The sequence below is a fragment of the Bradyrhizobium sp. Cp5.3 genome, assembly GCF_000426265.1.
In the GTDB taxonomy this organism is placed as follows: domain Bacteria; phylum Pseudomonadota; class Alphaproteobacteria; order Rhizobiales; family Xanthobacteraceae; genus Bradyrhizobium; species Bradyrhizobium neotropicale.
In genome coordinates, this window is sequence record NZ_AUFA01000012.1 from 80,041 (window position 1) to 96,127 (window position 16,087).

Annotated in this window: 15 protein-coding genes; 12 read left to right on the plus strand and 3 right to left on the minus strand. The window is 64.2% G+C overall.

Annotation, left to right across the window (positions count from 1 at the left end; translation table 11 throughout):
- Nucleotides 1-60 precede the first annotated feature (60 nt).
- The 5 genes from K289_RS0119370 to K289_RS0119390 all read left to right on the plus strand — a co-directional run bounded on the left by K289_RS0119370 (nt 61) and on the right by K289_RS0119390 (nt 3,308).
- Entirely contained in the window at nt 61-723 is a 663-nt protein-coding gene (locus tag K289_RS0119370) for a glutathione S-transferase family protein (protein ID WP_027553044.1), read from the plus strand.
- A 196-nt stretch (nt 724-919) separates the two neighbouring features.
- Nucleotides 920-1,288, plus strand: a complete 369-nt coding sequence (locus tag K289_RS0119375) for a YidB family protein (RefSeq protein ID WP_027553045.1) — start codon at nt 920-922, stop codon at nt 1,286-1,288.
- Between the two features lie 198 nt (nt 1,289-1,486).
- Nucleotides 1,487-1,678, plus strand: a complete 192-nt coding sequence (locus K289_RS0119380) for a hypothetical protein (RefSeq protein WP_027553046.1) — start codon at nt 1,487-1,489, stop codon at nt 1,676-1,678.
- Nucleotides 1,679-1,820: 142 nt separating this feature from the next.
- The gene (locus K289_RS0119385; RefSeq protein ID WP_027553047.1) at nt 1,821-2,825 is read left to right on the plus strand and encodes a hypothetical protein; all 1,005 of its coding nucleotides are present in this window, start codon (nt 1,821-1,823) and stop codon (nt 2,823-2,825) included.
- A gap of 42 nt (nt 2,826-2,867) precedes the next feature.
- The gene (locus K289_RS0119390; protein WP_027553048.1) at nt 2,868-3,308 is read left to right on the plus strand and encodes a DUF1489 family protein; all 441 of its coding nucleotides are present in this window, start codon (nt 2,868-2,870) and stop codon (nt 3,306-3,308) included.
- Here the strand turns inward: K289_RS0119390 and panC are convergent.
- A complete protein-coding gene (panC, locus tag K289_RS0119395) occupies nt 3,305-4,156 on the minus strand; it encodes a pantoate--beta-alanine ligase (protein WP_027553049.1) in 852 nt (283 codons plus the stop codon). The genes K289_RS0119390 and panC overlap by 4 nt on opposite strands.
- Before the next feature lie 287 nt (nt 4,157-4,443).
- Here panC and K289_RS0119400 point away from each other — a divergent pair, with 287 nt between their 5' ends.
- The 4 genes from K289_RS0119400 to K289_RS0119415 all read left to right on the plus strand — a co-directional run bounded on the left by K289_RS0119400 (nt 4,444) and on the right by K289_RS0119415 (nt 8,293).
- The gene (locus tag K289_RS0119400) at nt 4,444-5,367 is read left to right on the plus strand and encodes a division plane positioning ATPase MipZ (protein WP_027553050.1); all 924 of its coding nucleotides are present in this window, start codon (nt 4,444-4,446) and stop codon (nt 5,365-5,367) included.
- A gap of 356 nt (nt 5,368-5,723) precedes the next feature.
- Nucleotides 5,724-6,584: an alpha/beta fold hydrolase gene (locus K289_RS0119405; RefSeq protein WP_027553051.1), complete on the plus strand. Its 861-nt coding sequence runs from the start codon at nt 5,724-5,726 to the stop codon at nt 6,582-6,584.
- A 125-nt stretch (nt 6,585-6,709) separates the two neighbouring features.
- Nucleotides 6,710-7,465: a hypothetical protein gene (locus K289_RS0119410; protein WP_027553052.1), complete on the plus strand. Its 756-nt coding sequence runs from the start codon at nt 6,710-6,712 to the stop codon at nt 7,463-7,465.
- Between the two features lie 99 nt (nt 7,466-7,564).
- Complete coding sequence (locus tag K289_RS0119415; RefSeq protein ID WP_027553053.1) at nt 7,565-8,293, plus strand: DnaJ domain-containing protein; 729 nt, start codon at nt 7,565-7,567, stop codon at nt 8,291-8,293.
- Between the two features lie 225 nt (nt 8,294-8,518).
- Here the strand turns inward: K289_RS0119415 and K289_RS0119420 are convergent, their stop codons facing one another.
- Entirely contained in the window at nt 8,519-10,348 is a 1,830-nt protein-coding gene (locus K289_RS0119420) for a D-alanyl-D-alanine carboxypeptidase (RefSeq protein ID WP_027553054.1), read from the minus strand.
- A gap of 388 nt (nt 10,349-10,736) precedes the next feature.
- Here K289_RS0119420 and K289_RS0119425 point away from each other — a divergent pair, with 388 nt between their 5' ends.
- Nucleotides 10,737-11,075 carry a phasin family protein gene (locus K289_RS0119425; RefSeq protein WP_027553055.1) on the plus strand — a complete coding sequence of 113 codons (339 nt, stop codon included), beginning with the start codon at nt 10,737-10,739 and terminating at the stop codon, nt 11,073-11,075.
- 72 nt (nt 11,076-11,147) lie between these two features.
- Here K289_RS0119425 and K289_RS0119430 read toward each other — a convergent pair whose 3' ends face one another.
- Nucleotides 11,148-12,503 carry a TadE/TadG family type IV pilus assembly protein gene (locus K289_RS0119430; protein WP_027553056.1) on the minus strand — a complete coding sequence of 452 codons (1,356 nt, stop codon included), beginning with the start codon at nt 12,501-12,503 and terminating at the stop codon, nt 11,148-11,150.
- Between the two features lie 483 nt (nt 12,504-12,986).
- Here K289_RS0119430 and clpS point away from each other — a divergent pair, with 483 nt between their 5' ends.
- Nucleotides 12,987-13,319, plus strand: coding sequence for an ATP-dependent Clp protease adapter ClpS (clpS, locus tag K289_RS0119435; RefSeq protein WP_027553057.1), 333 nt, complete (start codon nt 12,987-12,989; stop codon nt 13,317-13,319).
- A gap of 308 nt (nt 13,320-13,627) precedes the next feature.
- Nucleotides 13,628-16,039 (plus strand): ATP-dependent Clp protease ATP-binding subunit ClpA, encoded by a 2,412-nt coding sequence (clpA, locus tag K289_RS0119440; RefSeq protein ID WP_027553058.1) that lies wholly within the window; start codon nt 13,628-13,630, stop codon nt 16,037-16,039.
- The last annotated feature ends 48 nt before the right edge of the window (nt 16,040-16,087 follow it).

A 16,087-nucleotide genomic window follows, 5' to 3' on the forward strand; every position in this document is an offset into this window, starting at 1 on the left:
GCGGCAGGCGAAAGCGCTACAAGCAGGCGCACGAGAGAGTCTGAGACAAGGATTGGTCACATGGCTGCGCTGAAACTCGCGATCGGCAACAAGAACTACTCGTCATGGTCGATGCGGCCCTGGCTCGCGCTGCGCGCCAACGACATCCCGTTCGTGGAGACCGTCATCCCGCTCTACACCGACAATCCCGCGGACAAGGAGCGCATCCTCGGCTTCAGCCGCGCCGGCAAGGTGCCGGTGCTCGTCGACGGCGATATCACGGTGTGGGATTCGCTCGCGATCATCGAATACATCGCCGAGCGCTATCCGGAAAAGAAGCTCTGGCCCGATGACGTCGCGGCCCGCGCCCATGCCCGTTCGGTGTGCGCTGAGATGCATTCCGGCTTCGTCCCCCTGCGCAGCGAATGCGGCATGAACCTGCATCGCCCCGTGCGTGCGATAGCGCTGTCGGCGGATGCTTTGGCCAACATCGCGCGCATTCAGGAGATCTGGCGCGAGTGCCGGACCCGCTACGGCGCCAAGGGGCCGTTCCTGTTCGGCCGCTTCGGCGCGGCGGATGCGACGTACGCCCCGGTCGTGCACCGCTTCCGCACCTACGCGATCGACGTCACGGCAGAGACCAAGGCCTACATGGACACGATGATGGCGCTGCCGGCGTTCCAGGAATGGACCCGCGACGGGCTCGCCGAAACGCTTGTCATCGAAAAGTTCGAGGATGCGTAAGCATGATCCGGACCCGAAGGGCCGCGTTAGCGCAAAGTGGGTACCGGTTTTCCGATCAGATCATGCTCTCCTAAACGGGTAAAACGCGATGCAATCGCATCGCATTTTACCATGATTGTGATTGAGGGCCGCTTGACGGTGCACAGGCCCGCAGCGCTCAATCGCAGGTGCGATCGTCGAAGGAGAGGGGACGGCTATGGGAATCCTGGACTCGTTGGAGAACAACCCCGCGTTCCGCAGCGCGCTCGGTCAGCTCGGCGCAGCGGTGCTGCCGGCCGTGCTCAGCGAGGTGCTCGGCAGCAACAGTCAGGGCGGGCTCGGCGCGATTGTCGCCAAGCTCGAGCAGGCCGGCTTCGGCGACCAGGTGAAGTCCTGGCTCGGCAATGGCCAGAATCTGCCGATCTCGGCCGACCAGCTTCGCGCCGTGCTCGGCAACGACACCGTTCGCCAGTTGGCGGCGCGCTACAACATCCCGGTCGACCAGCTCAGCCACATCCTGGCCCAGGAGCTGCCCAAGGCGGTCGATCAGGCAAGCCCCGACGGCAGGTTGCCCCACGGCGCCTGAGGGCCTCGGGTTCCGGCGGTATTGTCCGGCGCCGGTTCTCGGGTATCGCGCTGAAAACATTGCAAAATTGATACGTTTGCCATGCTGGATACCACTGGCCAAAAAGGCGGCGCGCATGCTATAGAGCGGGCCGGGTTTCCGGCCGGCCATCGCGTGGGACCATGGGCGAGGCAGGCGCTGTTTGAGTAGGAGAGGGTGTTGAAGCACAAATTCCCCGTAGGAACGCGCGTACTTTTCACGGCCAGCAATGTCGCGCGTCCGGCTGCCAGCGGCGCGTATGAGATCATCCGCCTGCTGCCGACGGAAGGTGACGACTGCCAGTACCGGATCAAGAGCTCGACCGAAGCCTTCGAGCGCGTCGCCAAGGAAAGCCAGCTCGCACTGGGTTGACAGCGCGGTGTGTCGGCAGCGATTTGTTTCGCACCGCCGTTAAAAGGCCCGGTTCACCTCGACAAGGTGAATGGGGGCGGTTGCCGACTCGCGGCGCTTGCCTTGACAATTCGCTCTTTGCTCGCGTGAGGGGACGTCGCGCATGAACTGGGCATGGGCCACTTCGCTCGACCAAATCTGGCGCTCGCCGGCCGCTCCGATGTGGCTGACGCTGGTCGCTGCCGGCTTCTTCGGCATGATTCTCCTGTTTACGCTGGTGCGCGCCGAGAGGTCGGTCGCCAACGGCGCGCTGACCGTGATCTCGCTGCTCTCCATCGGCATTGCGGTGGCCGCCACCATGCGCGTCTATGGACCGGGCGGATCCGGCGGCGCGGGCGAAGCGCCCGCGCAGGCCACGGTGACCGCCAGCCTGCCGGCGCTGTCCTGCCTCGATGATCTTGCCGGCGATGCCGTGGCGCTCGGCTGCGAGAAGGCGCTGTTCGGCGCGCCTGACGCGGCGGCCGCCGCCGTTTCCTACACAGCTGCGCGGATCGATCGGCTGACGGCGCTCGGCGACGTCGCCACCGCCGAGAGCAGCATGACGCTAGAGTTGAAAGCGATGCGCAAGTCGCTGGAGCGCGACCGCTACGGCCTCGTCGCGCAGGTTCTGGTCGCGCGCAACGGCTGCACGCAATTCGAGTGTGCGGCCTTCCGATCGCTGACCGATCAGCAGCAGGTCGCCGCCAACATGGATTCCCATCTCTACGACACGTTGGTCGCGCGCTTCGCACCGACCTGGAACGCGCCCGCGGCGCCGGGCCTGCCGGCCGGAGGAGCGCTCGCCGCGTTACCGACCTCGGTGCCGACGGGCAAGCCGACCAATGCAGAGTTCCCAAGCGCCTCGTCGACGCCAGCCGTGAGCATCATGACCTCGGAGCCACCGGCGCGCCAGGCGCCCGCTGCGAACGCCAACGCCAACGCGAACGCCGCGGCGCCGCCAACCGCGCGTGCCCCGGCTGCGGCACCGGCCCAGGCCGCAGCGCCTGCACCGGCGGCGAAGAAGCCGCCGGCGCCGAAGACCGCACGGGCTCCCGCCGCCGCGCCGGTTCCGCTGGCGCCGCCGGCGCCGGCAGCTACACCGGCTCCCGCGGCTGCGGATAACAATTAGTTCGGCTTTCAAATGCGCGGCCGGCCCGCTAATGCTGGGGGCATGCCGCTACATCTGATCAAGCTCGCCGTTGGCTGCGACTCCGTCAAAGAATTGAAGGAGTGGGTCGCCGAGCGGATGCAGACCGCGAAGAAGAAGGGTCTGCCGCAGCATCACATCCACATCACCCGCATGGTGCCCAAGCGCGACGCCGAGATTCTCGCAGGGGGATCGCTCTACTGGGTGATTAAGGGTGAGATCGCCGCCCGCGAAAAAATCATCGGCATCGAGCCGTTCCGAGACAAGGACGGCATCGGGCGTTGCCGGATCGTGATGCAGCCGAGGGTGATCTCGGTCTCGCCGCGGCCGATGCGTCCATTCCAGGGCTGGCGCTATCTCACCGAGGACGCCGTGCCGCCCGATCTCGGCAAGGCCGCAGCAGGCACCATTGCGGCGATGCCGGAGCCGATGCGGCGCGAGCTGCGCGACCTCGGGCTGCTCTAAACCGCGATATTGTCGATCAGGCGCGTCGAGCCGAGCCTGGCTGCGACCAGGATCCGCAAGGGGCCGTCCTTGCGTGAGGTGACCGGCCCAAGCGTCTCGGCATTGCGGACCTCGAAATAGTCGAGCGTAAAGCCGGCGGCCGCGATCAGGCCGGCGCCGCCCGCCATCGCAGACGCGATCGCATCGCCGGCCTTGATCCGGCGGGCGCTTTCCTTCATGGCGCGATAGAGCGTGGGCGCGATCTGCCGCTCCTCCGGCGACAGGTAGACGTTGCGCGAGGACATCGCGAGCCCGTCGCGCTCGCGCACGGTGCGGGACCCGATGATCTTGACGCCGAGATCGAGATCCCGCGCCATCTGCGTCACCACCCGCAATTGCTGAAAGTCCTTCTCGCCGAAGATCGCGAAATCCGGCCGGCATTGCGTGAACAGCTTGCCGACCACGGTGGCGACGCCGCCAAAGAAGTGCGGGCGGAAGCGGTCTTCGAGCCCGGCCAGCGCCGGCCCCTCCGGCGCGATGCGGGTGGCAAAGCCCTCCGGATACATGGCCTCGACGCCGGGGTGCCAGACCATGTCGACGTCCTCGGCGGCCAGCTTGTCGATGTCCGACTTCCAGGTTCGCGGATAAGCGCCGAAATCCTCGGTCGGCGCGAACTGAGTCGGGTTCACGAAGATCGAGACCACGACCCGGCTCGCGCGTCGCTTGGCGAGTCGGACCAGCGACACATGCCCGTCATGGAGTGCCCCCATGGTCGGCACCAGCGCGATCGTGGCTTTTCGCTTGCGAAGATTGTCGATGGCGCGGCGCAGGGTGGGGACCGTGCGGGCGATCAAGGGGCTGCGTGACATCAGGACTCGGGGATGGCTGGGACACGGATGGGCCGTACGGTCTGCCGCGCGGCCGGCTAACCTTAACAAGCCGCGGCCGTGGACGCCATGCATCCGCATGCGGCACAGCATCCCGCGTACCGCCGTGAAGGATGTCGCGGCACTGTTGGCTGAATCGCAGACGCGAAATGGCGGCGCGATTCATGATGAAGCACGGCGCAGTGCGATTTGCATTTCCTGTCACGCATTTCACTTGACCGCAGACGCGGTCATCTCGAAGATATTCGTTAGGGGTGTTGAGGATCGCTATGCTTCTGCAGGCTAGCCAAGGCCAATCCGGCTCGGCGCATGTTGTCGTGCTCGGCAACGAAAAGGGCGGCTCCGGCAAGTCGACGACGGCCCTGCATATCGCGGTCGCGCTTCTGAAGGCTGGCCAGCGCGTCGCCACCATCGACCTCGACTGCCGTCAGCAGAGCTTCACCCGTTACATCAACAACCGTTCCGCCTGGGCGCGCCGCACCAAGCTCGATCTCGAGCTGCCGGTACATCGCTGCATCAAGCTCGGCGAGACCATGCAGATCGCCGACAACGAGAACTCCGAGTTCCAGCAGTTCATGGAGGCGGTCTCGGCAGTCGAAAGCAGTTTCGACTTCATCGTCATCGATACGCCAGGCACCGACAGCTACCTGATGCGGCTCGCCCATTCGATGGCTGATACCCTGGTCACGCCGATCAACGACAGCTTCCTCGATTTCGACGTGCTCGGCACCGTCGACCCCGCCAACTATGCGGTCACGGGCGAGAGCCACTATGCCGAGATGGTGCGGGACACGAGGCGCAGGCGCCGCCAGCTTGACGGCTCGACCACCGACTGGATCGTCGTGCGCAACCGCCTGTCCATGCTCGGCTCGCGCAACAAGCAACTCGTCGCCGACGGCTTGAAGGAATTGTCGCTGCGGCTCGGCTTCCGCTATGTCGATGGCTTTGCCGAGCGCGTCGTCTATCGCGAGTTCTTTCCGCGCGGCCTGACCGCGCTCGACGAGATCGACGAGGCCACGCTCGGCATGCGGCCCAATCTCGGTCATCTCACCGCACGGGAAGAGGTGACGAGCCTGCTCCGCCAGCTCAAGCTGCCGCTCGACGAGCGCGGCCGCCGCCGCGCGGCCAACCGCGCCGAGTGGTTCAGCCAGGTCGACAAGCCGCTCGAGGTTCACGACATCCTCGGCGCCTGAGCCGCGACGGTACGGCGCTACTTCCGGTCGAAGATCAACGAAGCTGAAATCCCGGGTTCCCACGGAACCGAGCGAGCGCAGCGAGGTTTTTATGCTGCATTTACACTGAAACCGAACCTGAAAGAGAAAGGTTGCGTCTGAAGTACGAGTGCACCCTGACGTAGTGGTGCTGGAATAAGGTGCTCAAGAAACGTGTGCGGCGCACAACGAAAGGGCTGCCGGATCACAATATTTGGCCTTCCTGTCACGTGGCTGTGACATATATTAGGGAATAGGCGACAAGGGGTCAGTGAGAGCCCTCTACCAACGATTTTCAACAGGGATTCAGGTCAGAAGACCTGAGGCTGAGGACGAAAATGAAGCGTGGAATTGCCGTTCTGGTTTCCGTCGGTGCCCTCTGCGGCGTCGCCTATTTCACGGCGAGCAAATGGGCCATCAAGCATGAGACGATCACCTTCTACGACGCTTCGCGCGACAACCGTCCAGTGCCCGTCGATATCGCCGTCCGTCGCGACAAGGAAATGCAGGCCACTGCCGGCATGATCACGTTGCCGGTCGCGGTGATCAATCACGGCAACACCGTCAAGAACACCGAATACGGTTTCCTCGCCAACATCTTTGCGGCGCGCGGCTATCTCGTGGTCAGCCCGCAGCATGACCTGCCGACCGATCCTCCGATGGTGACCAAGCCCGGCGAGCTTTACGTCGGCCGGCTGCCGCAGATCCTGCGCGGCGTCGCCAACATCCATCTGGCGATGCAGGAAATGAAGAAGGTGCAGCCGAACGCCGACTACGCCCAGGTGACGATGGTCGGTCACTCCATGGGCGGCGATATCACGATGTATTTCGCCAAGCAGTATCCGGACGAGGTCAAGAAGGTCGTCACGCTGGACAATCTGCGCGTGCCCTTCGTCACCGCCGGCAAGTTCAAGATCCTGTCGTTCCGTTCCCACGATCCGCAGTTCAAGACGGATCCGGGCGTGATCCCGACCGACGAGGAGTGCGAGAAGGCCGGGATTCAGGTCGTGAAGACCGAATTCCAGCATAACGACATGCGCGACACCGGTCCGGACGATGCCAAGAACTCGATCCAGGGCATGCTGGACAAGTTCCTGAGCGCCACCGACAGCGAGATCGCGCCCGTCGACACCACTTCATCGCCGCCCAAGATCCTCGAGCCCGGTCCGGTCGCCCTGATGAAGCCAGCCAAGAGCTGATCGCGCTTCTCAACTGGCTGACGACTTTCGAAGCCTCCGCCGGCGACCGCCTGCGGAGGCTTCGCGCATTGACCGGGCAGGGGGCGCACTCCACATTAGCCGTCTCTGACAAGATGCGAGCAGGGATGTCCGGCGAACCGACCAAACCGCGCGGCCGCGAACCCGTTTCAGCGAAAGACGATCGAAGCGGTGGACTGCCACAGGCGGATGCGTCAACAGCGGACGATATCGCCGCCTTCGTCGCCAAGGCCCGCGCGATGTCGCCGCATGCGCCCGGCGCCAAGGGCCGGCTGATCTTTGCGCTGGACGCGACGATGAGCCGGCAGCCGACCTGGGACATGGCCTGCGCGCTCCAGGCCGACATGTTCCGTGAGGCGGCGGCGCTGGGCAGTCTCGACATCCGGCTCGTCTATTATCGCGGCTTCAACGAGTGCCGCGCCACGGGCTGGATCTCAGATAGCGTCAGGCTTGCGACGCTGATGAGCAAAATCGATTGCCGTGGCGGCGACACACAGATCGGCAAGGTGCTGAGCGAGGCGCGGCGCGAGGCGGTAGCTTCCGGCGTGCGCGCCGTGGTCTTCGTCGGCGATGCCATGGAGGAGAAGGTCGACGAACTCTGCGCCAAGGCGGGTGAGCTTGGCATGTTGAAGGTCCCCGTCTTTCTGTTTCAGGAAGGCCACGACACCGTGGCCGAGCAGGCGTTCCGCGAGATCGCGCGCCTGACCGGCGGGGCCTGGTGCCGGTTCGATCCGGGCGCGGCGGCGCAGCTGCGCGACCTGCTGCGCGCCGCCGCAGCCTATGCCGCCGGCGGCCGCGAGGCGCTGCTGAAATTGTCGAAGACCACGAGCGGCGCGGCCCTGCTGATCGGCCAGATGAAGTAGTCGGACGTTCCGGCAAACCAGTGTTCGGTGTCGTCGCCGGCTGCGGGCGTGCGGAAAGACCGCCATGCATTTTGCCGTCAGGGCGACTATATTCCGGTCATGCCGACCCTGATCGCTGGCGCTGTCGCCGTTGTCACTTTGTATCTGCTGCTCCAGATGTTCCGCGCGGCCAATCCGGCGGTGCTCGCGCGTGCCCTCAAGGTCGGCGGCGGCGTGGTGGCGCTGGCGGTCGCAGCCTTCACCGGCATCAGGGGCGAGCTTGCGGTGGCGATCCCGCTCGGAATATTCGGCGCCGGGCTGCTCGGCTGGACGCCGCTGGCGAACGCAGGCTTCGGCAATGTCGGCGGGCTGTTCGGCGGTGGCGCGACGCGCGCGTCAGGGCAGAGCTCGCGCGTGCGCTCGCAGTTTCTGGATATGCAGCTCGATCACGACAGCGGCCAGCTGACGGGCCAGATCGTTGCCGGGCCGAACGCCGGGCGCAGTCTCGACGAGTTTGATCTCGCCGGATTGCTCGCGATGGTCCCGGCGTTCGACGCCGAGAGCGTCGCCTTACTTGAAAGCTATCTGGACCGCCGGTTTCCCGCCTGGCGTCAGAACGCGCAAGGCAATGCGGCAGGGGGGCAGCGCCGCACGGCGGCGGGCGGCAAAATGACGGCGGAGGAAGCCTATCAGATCCTTGGCCTGCAGCCGGGGGCGGGGCGTGACGACATCAGCCGGGCCCACAAATCCCTCATGAAGAAACTGCATCCCGACCAGGGGGGCTCGACGTATCTCGCTGCCCGTGTAAACGAGGCCAAGGATACTCTGCTTCGCACGCATAACGGCTAACTCCGGCACCACGCTACAAACGCCCGTACCGCGTGAACTCCGCTTGCTCCGTTTGCCGTCGCCCCGATGCCCGCCGTTTGCGGCGTGGTCGATCCCTTGAGCAAAGTTTTAACCGTAAATCCTTGACGAGAGGTTGTTGCGAAACAGTCTTCGGATCACTGCGTCCACAAAACGAAAATGCCCACGCCAGAGGCGCGGGCATTGGGGTCGGAAGGATGAAAAGAGCTAGTTGCGGACCGTGATGCAGGAGATGTCGGCGCGCTTCAGCGTGCGGCACACTGCTTCGGCCTGGTCCCGCTCGAGTCCGGCAAAGCGGGCGCGGTAGAGCTTGCGGTTGTCCTTGGCGACCACCTCGGTGAACGGGTCAGCCTTGCTGAGGAGGCCACGGGCCGAGCTGCGCGCGGCGTCGATGCGCTGCTGGGCTTCGCTCTCGCTCTCGAGTGCGCCGACCTGAACGATCCAGCCGCTGTGGCTGACGACCGGCTTGGTGGTGCTCATCTGGACGGCCTGCTGTGCCGGATCGGCGGAAGCGAGCTTCGCGGCCGGTGCGGGAGCGGTGGCGGTTGCGGCCGGGAGCACGCCGAGGATGCCGTTGCCGGTGCCGAAGCCCGGCGGCTGCGGCGGCAGCTCGGCGCGGGCGACCTCGGCCTTCTGGGCTTCCGGCTTGTTGATGACTTCAGGCTTGTTGACGAGGTCGGCCCGGGCGACGACCGCGCCGGAGGTCTCGGCGACGTCCGTGCGCGACGCAATGGTGCTGGTCACCGGCGGCGCGGCCTGCGCGGGAGCCGCGGAGGCGACCTTCACCGGGCCGGCCTTGACCTGAACAGTCTTCACACGGACCGGCTTCATCGGCTCGGAGGAGCCCGGGATGAGCGAAAGCGGCTGGCTCGCGATGACGCCGTTGGTGAGCGGCGCGGGCTCGATCTTGGCATCGACCGGCCTCGCTTCAGGCCTGGGCTGGGCCGGCGGCATCGCGGCGGTGGCGGCAGCGAGCGCCGACAGGCGCGAGGCCAGGCGCGGTGCGGCCGCTTCGGGAGCGGGGGCGGCTGCGGCCTGGACCTGCGGAGCGGGCCGAGCCGGGGCCTCAGAGGCGTCGGCGACATCGGCGCTGGCGTCGGAGCCGTTGCGCTCGCTGATGGCGGCAACCGTGCGGGCGCTCGCGCCCTTCTCGAGATTCTCCGCGAGCAGGTTGCGCATGATGGCGTCGCGCGAGCCGCCGCTGCGGCCGCCCAGGACCACGCCGACCAGGAAGCGGTTGCCGCGGTGCAGCGAGCTCACGAGGTTGAAGCCGGAGGCGCGGGTGTAGCCGGTCTTGATGCCGTCGATGCCCTCGACACTGCTGAGCAGGTGATTGTGATTGCGGATCGACTGGCCCCTGAAATTGAACGAGGCGGTCGAGAAATAACGATAATAGCGCGGGAAGCGGTCCTGGATGGCGCGGCCGAGCGTGGCCTGGTCACGGGCTGTCGTCACCTGCTCGTCGTTCGGCAGGCCGGAGGCGTTGCGATAGACGGTCTTGGACATGCCGAGCGCGCGCGCTTTGCGCGTCATCATCTGGGCGAAATCGTCTTCATCGCCGCCGATCGCTTCGGCGATCACCACGGCCGCGTCGTTTGCGGAGCGGGTGACGAGACCCTTGATGGCGTCCTCGACGCGGATGGTCTGGCCCGGGCGCAGGTTGAGCTTGGTCGGATCCTGGTCGGCGGCGTGCTGGGACACCGGCATTTCGGTGTCGAGCTTCATCTTGCCGGACTCCAGCCGCTCGAACAGCAGATAGAGCGTCATGATCTTGGTGAGCGAGGCGGGATGGCGGAGCCCGTCCGGGTTCGTCGACTGCAGCACCGAGCCGGAATTGCCGTCGACGATGATCGACGCGAATTGCGGGCTGTAGCTTTCGGACGCATCGCGCTGCACCCGGTGGTGCGCGGAATGACGATGCCGATGGCGGCGCGCCTCGGCCACATCGGTGGTGAAGATGACCGCGGTGGTGACTGTAAGAAGCCCGAAAACCCCAACCCGCGCCAAGCGCGAGGAAGATAAGTTTTTACGAAGCATGAAACCCCGTCCCCGTTTCTGACTTGATCACCGGCCCGTGAGGCGAAATTGTGCCCAAACGACCCGGGATCATTACCTGCTCAGGCTGTCCCTCTGCTGATGCGAGCTGCGCGCGAGGTGGAGCCTGAGCCGCTGTTCTGGCTAAGGTTATGTTCTCAAACGGCTTTTGACCGTCTGCGGAAGCTGAACACGTCCAGGGAATCAGGGTAGGGGCGCGCGGTTTCTAAAAGCTTAAGGAACCCTTGCGGGAACCCTCGGGAATCTCCGCGATTTGCATCTATCTTTGTGCGTCGCACAATATTCTTGACTTTTTTGTGCATTGCACTAATTGTAGGCAATGTCAGGGAGCCGGGGCTTCCGACGATGCCAGGGAAAAAGGGATTCCGAGATGTTCAAGGTTGAAGATTTTCAGAACTACGGGAAAGAGCAGTTCGAGCAGTGTGTTGCCTCCGCGACCTCGGTGCAGCACGGCCTCCAGGCGATCGCCAGCGCGTATGGCGACTATACCAAGAAGTCGTTCGAGGACACCAAGTCCTTCGTCGAGAAGCTTTCCGGCGTGAAGTCGCTGGACAAGGCGCTGGAAGCGCAGACCGATTTCGCCCGTTCCAGCTACGAGACCTTTGTCGCTGAATCGCAGAAGATCGCCGGCCTCTATAGCGACCTCGCCAAGCAGGCGTTCAAGCCGGTCGAGACCATCGTCTCCAAGTTCACCCCGGCTTCCAACTAACGCTTAGCCTCCTGGAATCAAAAAGCCCGGCTGAACCAGCCGGGCTTTTTCGTTTGAGTTGACGGATCCGCCTCAGCGCGCGACGCGCAGCTTCGACAGCGACTTGTAGATGTCCTGGAAGACCTGGACGGTCTGGCTCGCCGACGTCACCAGATAGAACTTGTCGGTGCTGCTCGCGCAATATTGCAGCACGGTCGAGGTTGGATCGCTGCCGGTGTTCACCTGTACCGTATAGATGGTGATGTTGTAGGGGTTGGCCTTGGCGTTGTCGCACAGCTTCTTCTGTCGCGCGTCGATCTGGGATGCATTGCTGTACCAGCGGTCTTGCGTGTTGAGACCGTCGGAGAGCAGCACGATCGCGTCCTTGTAGGTGTAGTTGGTGTCCTTGGCCGGAGCGTTCATGGGATCGCCGGTCGACAGCGTCATCCAGCCCCAGGCGAGACCGATGCTCTGGTTGGTGTTGCCGGTCGGAACCAACTTATCGATCATGGCCTTGAGTGCGGTCCAGTCGTAACTCAGCGGCATGATCGGTTGGATGTAGGCTGAATTGCCGGAATTGCAGAACGAATATTGGTCCGCTGGGAACAGCGTCGACGAGTTGCCGCTGGTCGGCGGGGTGTTCTTGGTGTCGTAGTCCTGGTCGCGGTCGGTCACGCAACCGTTCCAGGTATTATGATTATTGGGCACCCAGACGCGGCTGATGCAGTGATTGTTGCTGTCGCGCGCCGTACAGGTGTTGCTGCCGTTGGCAGCGTCCCAATCGGTGAAGTCGACCCAGTACTTGCCATAATTGCTGGCGCCGACGTTGACGTCCTTTGAGAACGGAACGATCGAGATGTAGACGTCGCCGTTGTTCTTGGCGAGCGCGCTGAGCTGATCGATCAGATTCTTGGCCGCCGTCTGCATCGCTGCCATCTTGCCATCGTCGGCCATCGAGCCCGTGACGTCGAGCACCATGGCGACGCGCATGCGCGTCATGCCCCAGGCGCTGGTCGTGCTGGTGTCGACGCCGAGCGTCGGGTAGCCGGCGATCTTCATGAAGGTCGTCGTGTAGGTGCCGCTTCCCGTGAGCTGGATGGTCGAGCCCATCGACGTGCCTTGCGTATAGGTCGCGGTGACAGTGACGTTCGGCAGGGTGGAGGTGCCGGTGAATAGCGCGTTGAAATAGGCCTGCCCCTTGGTCGTGAGCTGCGAGGTCGTGATCGTACCTGCCGTCAGGTCCTTGGACAGCATCAGCGCGGCCGAATCGAGCGCCGCCTGCATCGAGGTTCGGGCCTGGGCCGCGCGGCTGTAATCCACCGCGGCGCCCACGAAGCTCAGAATGGGGATGAGTGTGATGGCGAATATGACGGCGATATTGCCTTGCTCGGCAGCCGCGAAATGCGCGAGCTGTCGACCAAGACGGCTGACAACGGGAAGGCGAAGCATGACGATCCCCGACACCTGTGGTTTTGCCCGATTTCGCGCCACGTCATTGAACGTCGGGTAAACTGGACCGTAGAAAACCGGAGTTATCCCGCGCCAAGCCATCGCGCGGGCACTAACGTCGGGTTCCTGGTCAACACGTTCTAAACGGGTGGGGCGGAAATTTTTGTCAAATCGGTCCGGATTGATTAACCTCAGTCAGGATCGCCCGATCGGGAATCGGGACCTTTGCGGCCGCAGCGGCCGGACCTTTGCGCGCTTGCGGCGGGCGGGGGGCAGGCCCATATTCCCTCGTGACCGACCCGGCCGAGACCGGACCGGTCGGGGAGCGGCGATCCAAGAGGCGGCGCGCCCGCGCGAGGCCCCGAAGGGCTGGGTCGCGGCGGACCGTCATCCGCTTCCGTGGGGAATTTGAACGCCTGTGCCATGCCGCAATTGACTTCAAGACCAGACCTGTCCGCGCCAGCCGCTGCGTACGCTCCGCGGATGAGCAATGACGAGAACCGTCCCGGCAATGTGTCCGGTCCGAACACCTCGGTCATCACCAAGGTCAAACCCAAGACCAAACGGCCGAACCTGTACCGCGTCCTGATCCTGAACGACGACTACACGCCGATGGAGTTCGTCGTTCACGTGCTGGAGAAGTTCTTCAACAAGGACGTCGAGGCTGCAACCAAGATCATGCTCCACGTCCACCATCACGGGATCGGGGAGTGCGGCGTGTTCACCTACGAGATTGCCGAGACCAAGGTCACGCAGGTGATGGATTTCGCCCGCAAGCACCAGCATCCGCTGCAATGCGTAATGGAAAAGAAGTAGCCGCGCGTTCGAAGCCGGGTTCTTCTTCGGTGGCCACGTGACCGTTGCGCGCGGGTCTCCCGTCTGGCCGGCAAAGCTACGGAAGGTTGCGCCGGCGCCAATCCTGCCCAAATCCTTGCCCAGATTCTCGTCCAGATTCTTGCCCAGATCGGAACGGGTTTTGCATCGAGAATTCCGTGGGTGCGCAAACGCCCTCAAGTCGCGGAACCGGTCTTTTGCCGCGATCTTGTATAACTATATGTGACAAAGGTTGTTGTTGCCTGACCGGGCGATGGCGATCATGATGGTGGGGGCCATAGAGGACGCGAATGCCGACTTTTTCCCAAAGCCTTGAACAATCCCTGCATCGTGCGCTGGCGATCGCAAACGAGCGTCATCACCAATACGCGACGCTCGAACACCTTCTGCTGTCGCTGATCGATGACTCCGATGCGGCTGCCGTGATGCGCGCGTGCAGCGTCGATCTCGACAAGCTGCGCACGAGCCTCGTCAACTATCTTGAGACCGAATTCGAAAATCTGGTGACGGATGGCGCCGACGACGCCAAGCCGACCGCCGGTTTCCAGCGCGTGATCCAGCGCGCGGTGATCCATGTGCAATCCTCCGGTCGCGAAGAGGTGACGGGCGCCAACGTCCTGATCGCGATCTTCGCCGAGCGCGAGAGCCATGCCGCGTATTTCCTGCAGGAGCAGGACATGACGCGCTACGACGCGGTCAACTATATCAGCCACGGCATCGCCAAGCGGCCGGGCGTCTCGGAAGCGCGCCCCGTTCGCGGCGTCGACGAGGAGACCGAGACCAAGGGCAACGAGGACTCCAAGAAGAAGGGCGAGGCGCTCGAAACCTATTGCGTCAACCTCAACAAGAAGGCGCGTGACGGCAAGATCGATCCGGTGATCGGACGCAATTCCGAGATCAACCGTGCCATCCAGGTGCTGTGCCGCCGGCAGAAGAACAATCCGCTGTTCGTGGGCGAGGCCGGCGTCGGCAAGACCGCGATCGCGGAAGGGCTTGCCAAGCGCATCGTCGACAGCGAGGTGCCGGAGGTTTTGGCCGCCGCCACCGTGTTCTCGCTCGACATGGGCACGCTGCTCGCGGGCACGCGCTATCGCGGCGATTTCGAGGAGCGCCTGAAGCAGGTGCTGAAGGAGCTCGAGGCGCATCCCAACGCCATCCTGTTCATCGACGAGATCCACACCGTGATTGGTGCGGGTGCGACGTCGGGCGGGGCGATGGACGCGTCGAACCTGCTCAAGCCCGCGCTCGCCTCGGGCACCATCCGTTGCATGGGCTCGACCACCTACAAGGAATACCGCCAGCACTTCGAGAAGGACCGCGCGCTGGTGCGGCGCTTCCAGAAGATCGACATCAACGAGCCGACGGTCGAGGACGCGATCGCGATCCTCAAGGGCCTCAAGCCTTACTTCGAGGACTACCACCGGCTGAAATACACCAATGAGGCGATCGAGGCGGCGGTTCAGCTCTCCTCGCGCTACATCCATGACCGCAAGCTGCCGGACAAGGCGATCGACGTGATCGACGAGTCAGGTGCGGCGCAGATGCTGGTCGCCGAGAACAAGCGCAAGAAGACCATCGGCATCAAGGAGATCGAGACCACGATCGCCACGATGGCCCGGATTCCGCCGAAGAGCGTGTCGAAGGACGATGCCGAGGTGCTGAAGCATCTCGAGCAGACGCTGAAGCGTGTGGTGTTCGGCCAGGACAAGGCGATCGAAGCACTTGCTGCGTCGATCAAGCTGTCGCGGGCTGGCCTGCGCGAGCCGGAAAAGCCGATCGGCTCGTATCTGTTCTCGGGTCCGACGGGCGTCGGCAAGACCGAGGTGGCAAAGCAGCTCGCAGCGACGCTCGGCGTCGAGCTCCTGCGCTTCGACATGTCCGAATACATGGAGCGGCACACGGTGTCGCGCCTGATCGGCGCGCCTCCCGGCTATGTCGGCTTCGACCAGGGCGGCCTGCTCACCGATGGCGTTGACCAGCATCCGCATTGCGTGGTGCTGCTCGACGAGATCGAGAAGGCGCATCCCGACCTCTACAACGTGCTGCTCCAGATCATGGATCACGGCCGGCTCACCGACCATAACGGCAAGCAGGTCAATTTCCGCAACGTGATCCTGATCATGACCACGAACGCGGGCGCGTCCGATCTCGCCAAGCAGGCGTTCGGCTTCACCCGCTCCAAGCGGGAAGGCGACGACCACGAGGCGATCAGCCGGCAGTTCGCGCCGGAATTCCGCAATCGCCTCGATGCCATCGTCTCGTTCGGCCACCTCAGCGTCGAGGTGATCGGCACGGTGGTGGAGAAGTTCGTGCTGCAGCTCGAGGCCCAGCTCGGCGACCGCGACGTCACCATCGAGCTGTCCGAGCCCGCCAAGGTCTGGCTGATTCAGCATGGTTACGACGAGCAGATGGGTGCGCGGCCGATGGCCCGCGTGATCCAGGAGCACATCAAGAAGCCGCTGGCCGACGAGGTGCTGTTCGGCAAGCTGAAGGGCGGTGGCCACGTCCGCGTCGTCGTGGTCAAGGACGAGGCCGACGAGACCAAGGACAAGATCGGCTTCGAATTCGTCGAGGGTCCGGTCACGCCGAAGCAGGAGAAGCTGCCCGGCACCCGCAAGCGCCCGCCGGGCAAGTCCAACAAGCCGGGCGGCCCCGGCGGCTCCAAGGGGCCGACCTCCAAGGGCCCGCTGGTCAAAGCCTGACCCGAACGCCATGAAATCGAAAAGGCCGGCTGCAAAGCTGGCCTTTTT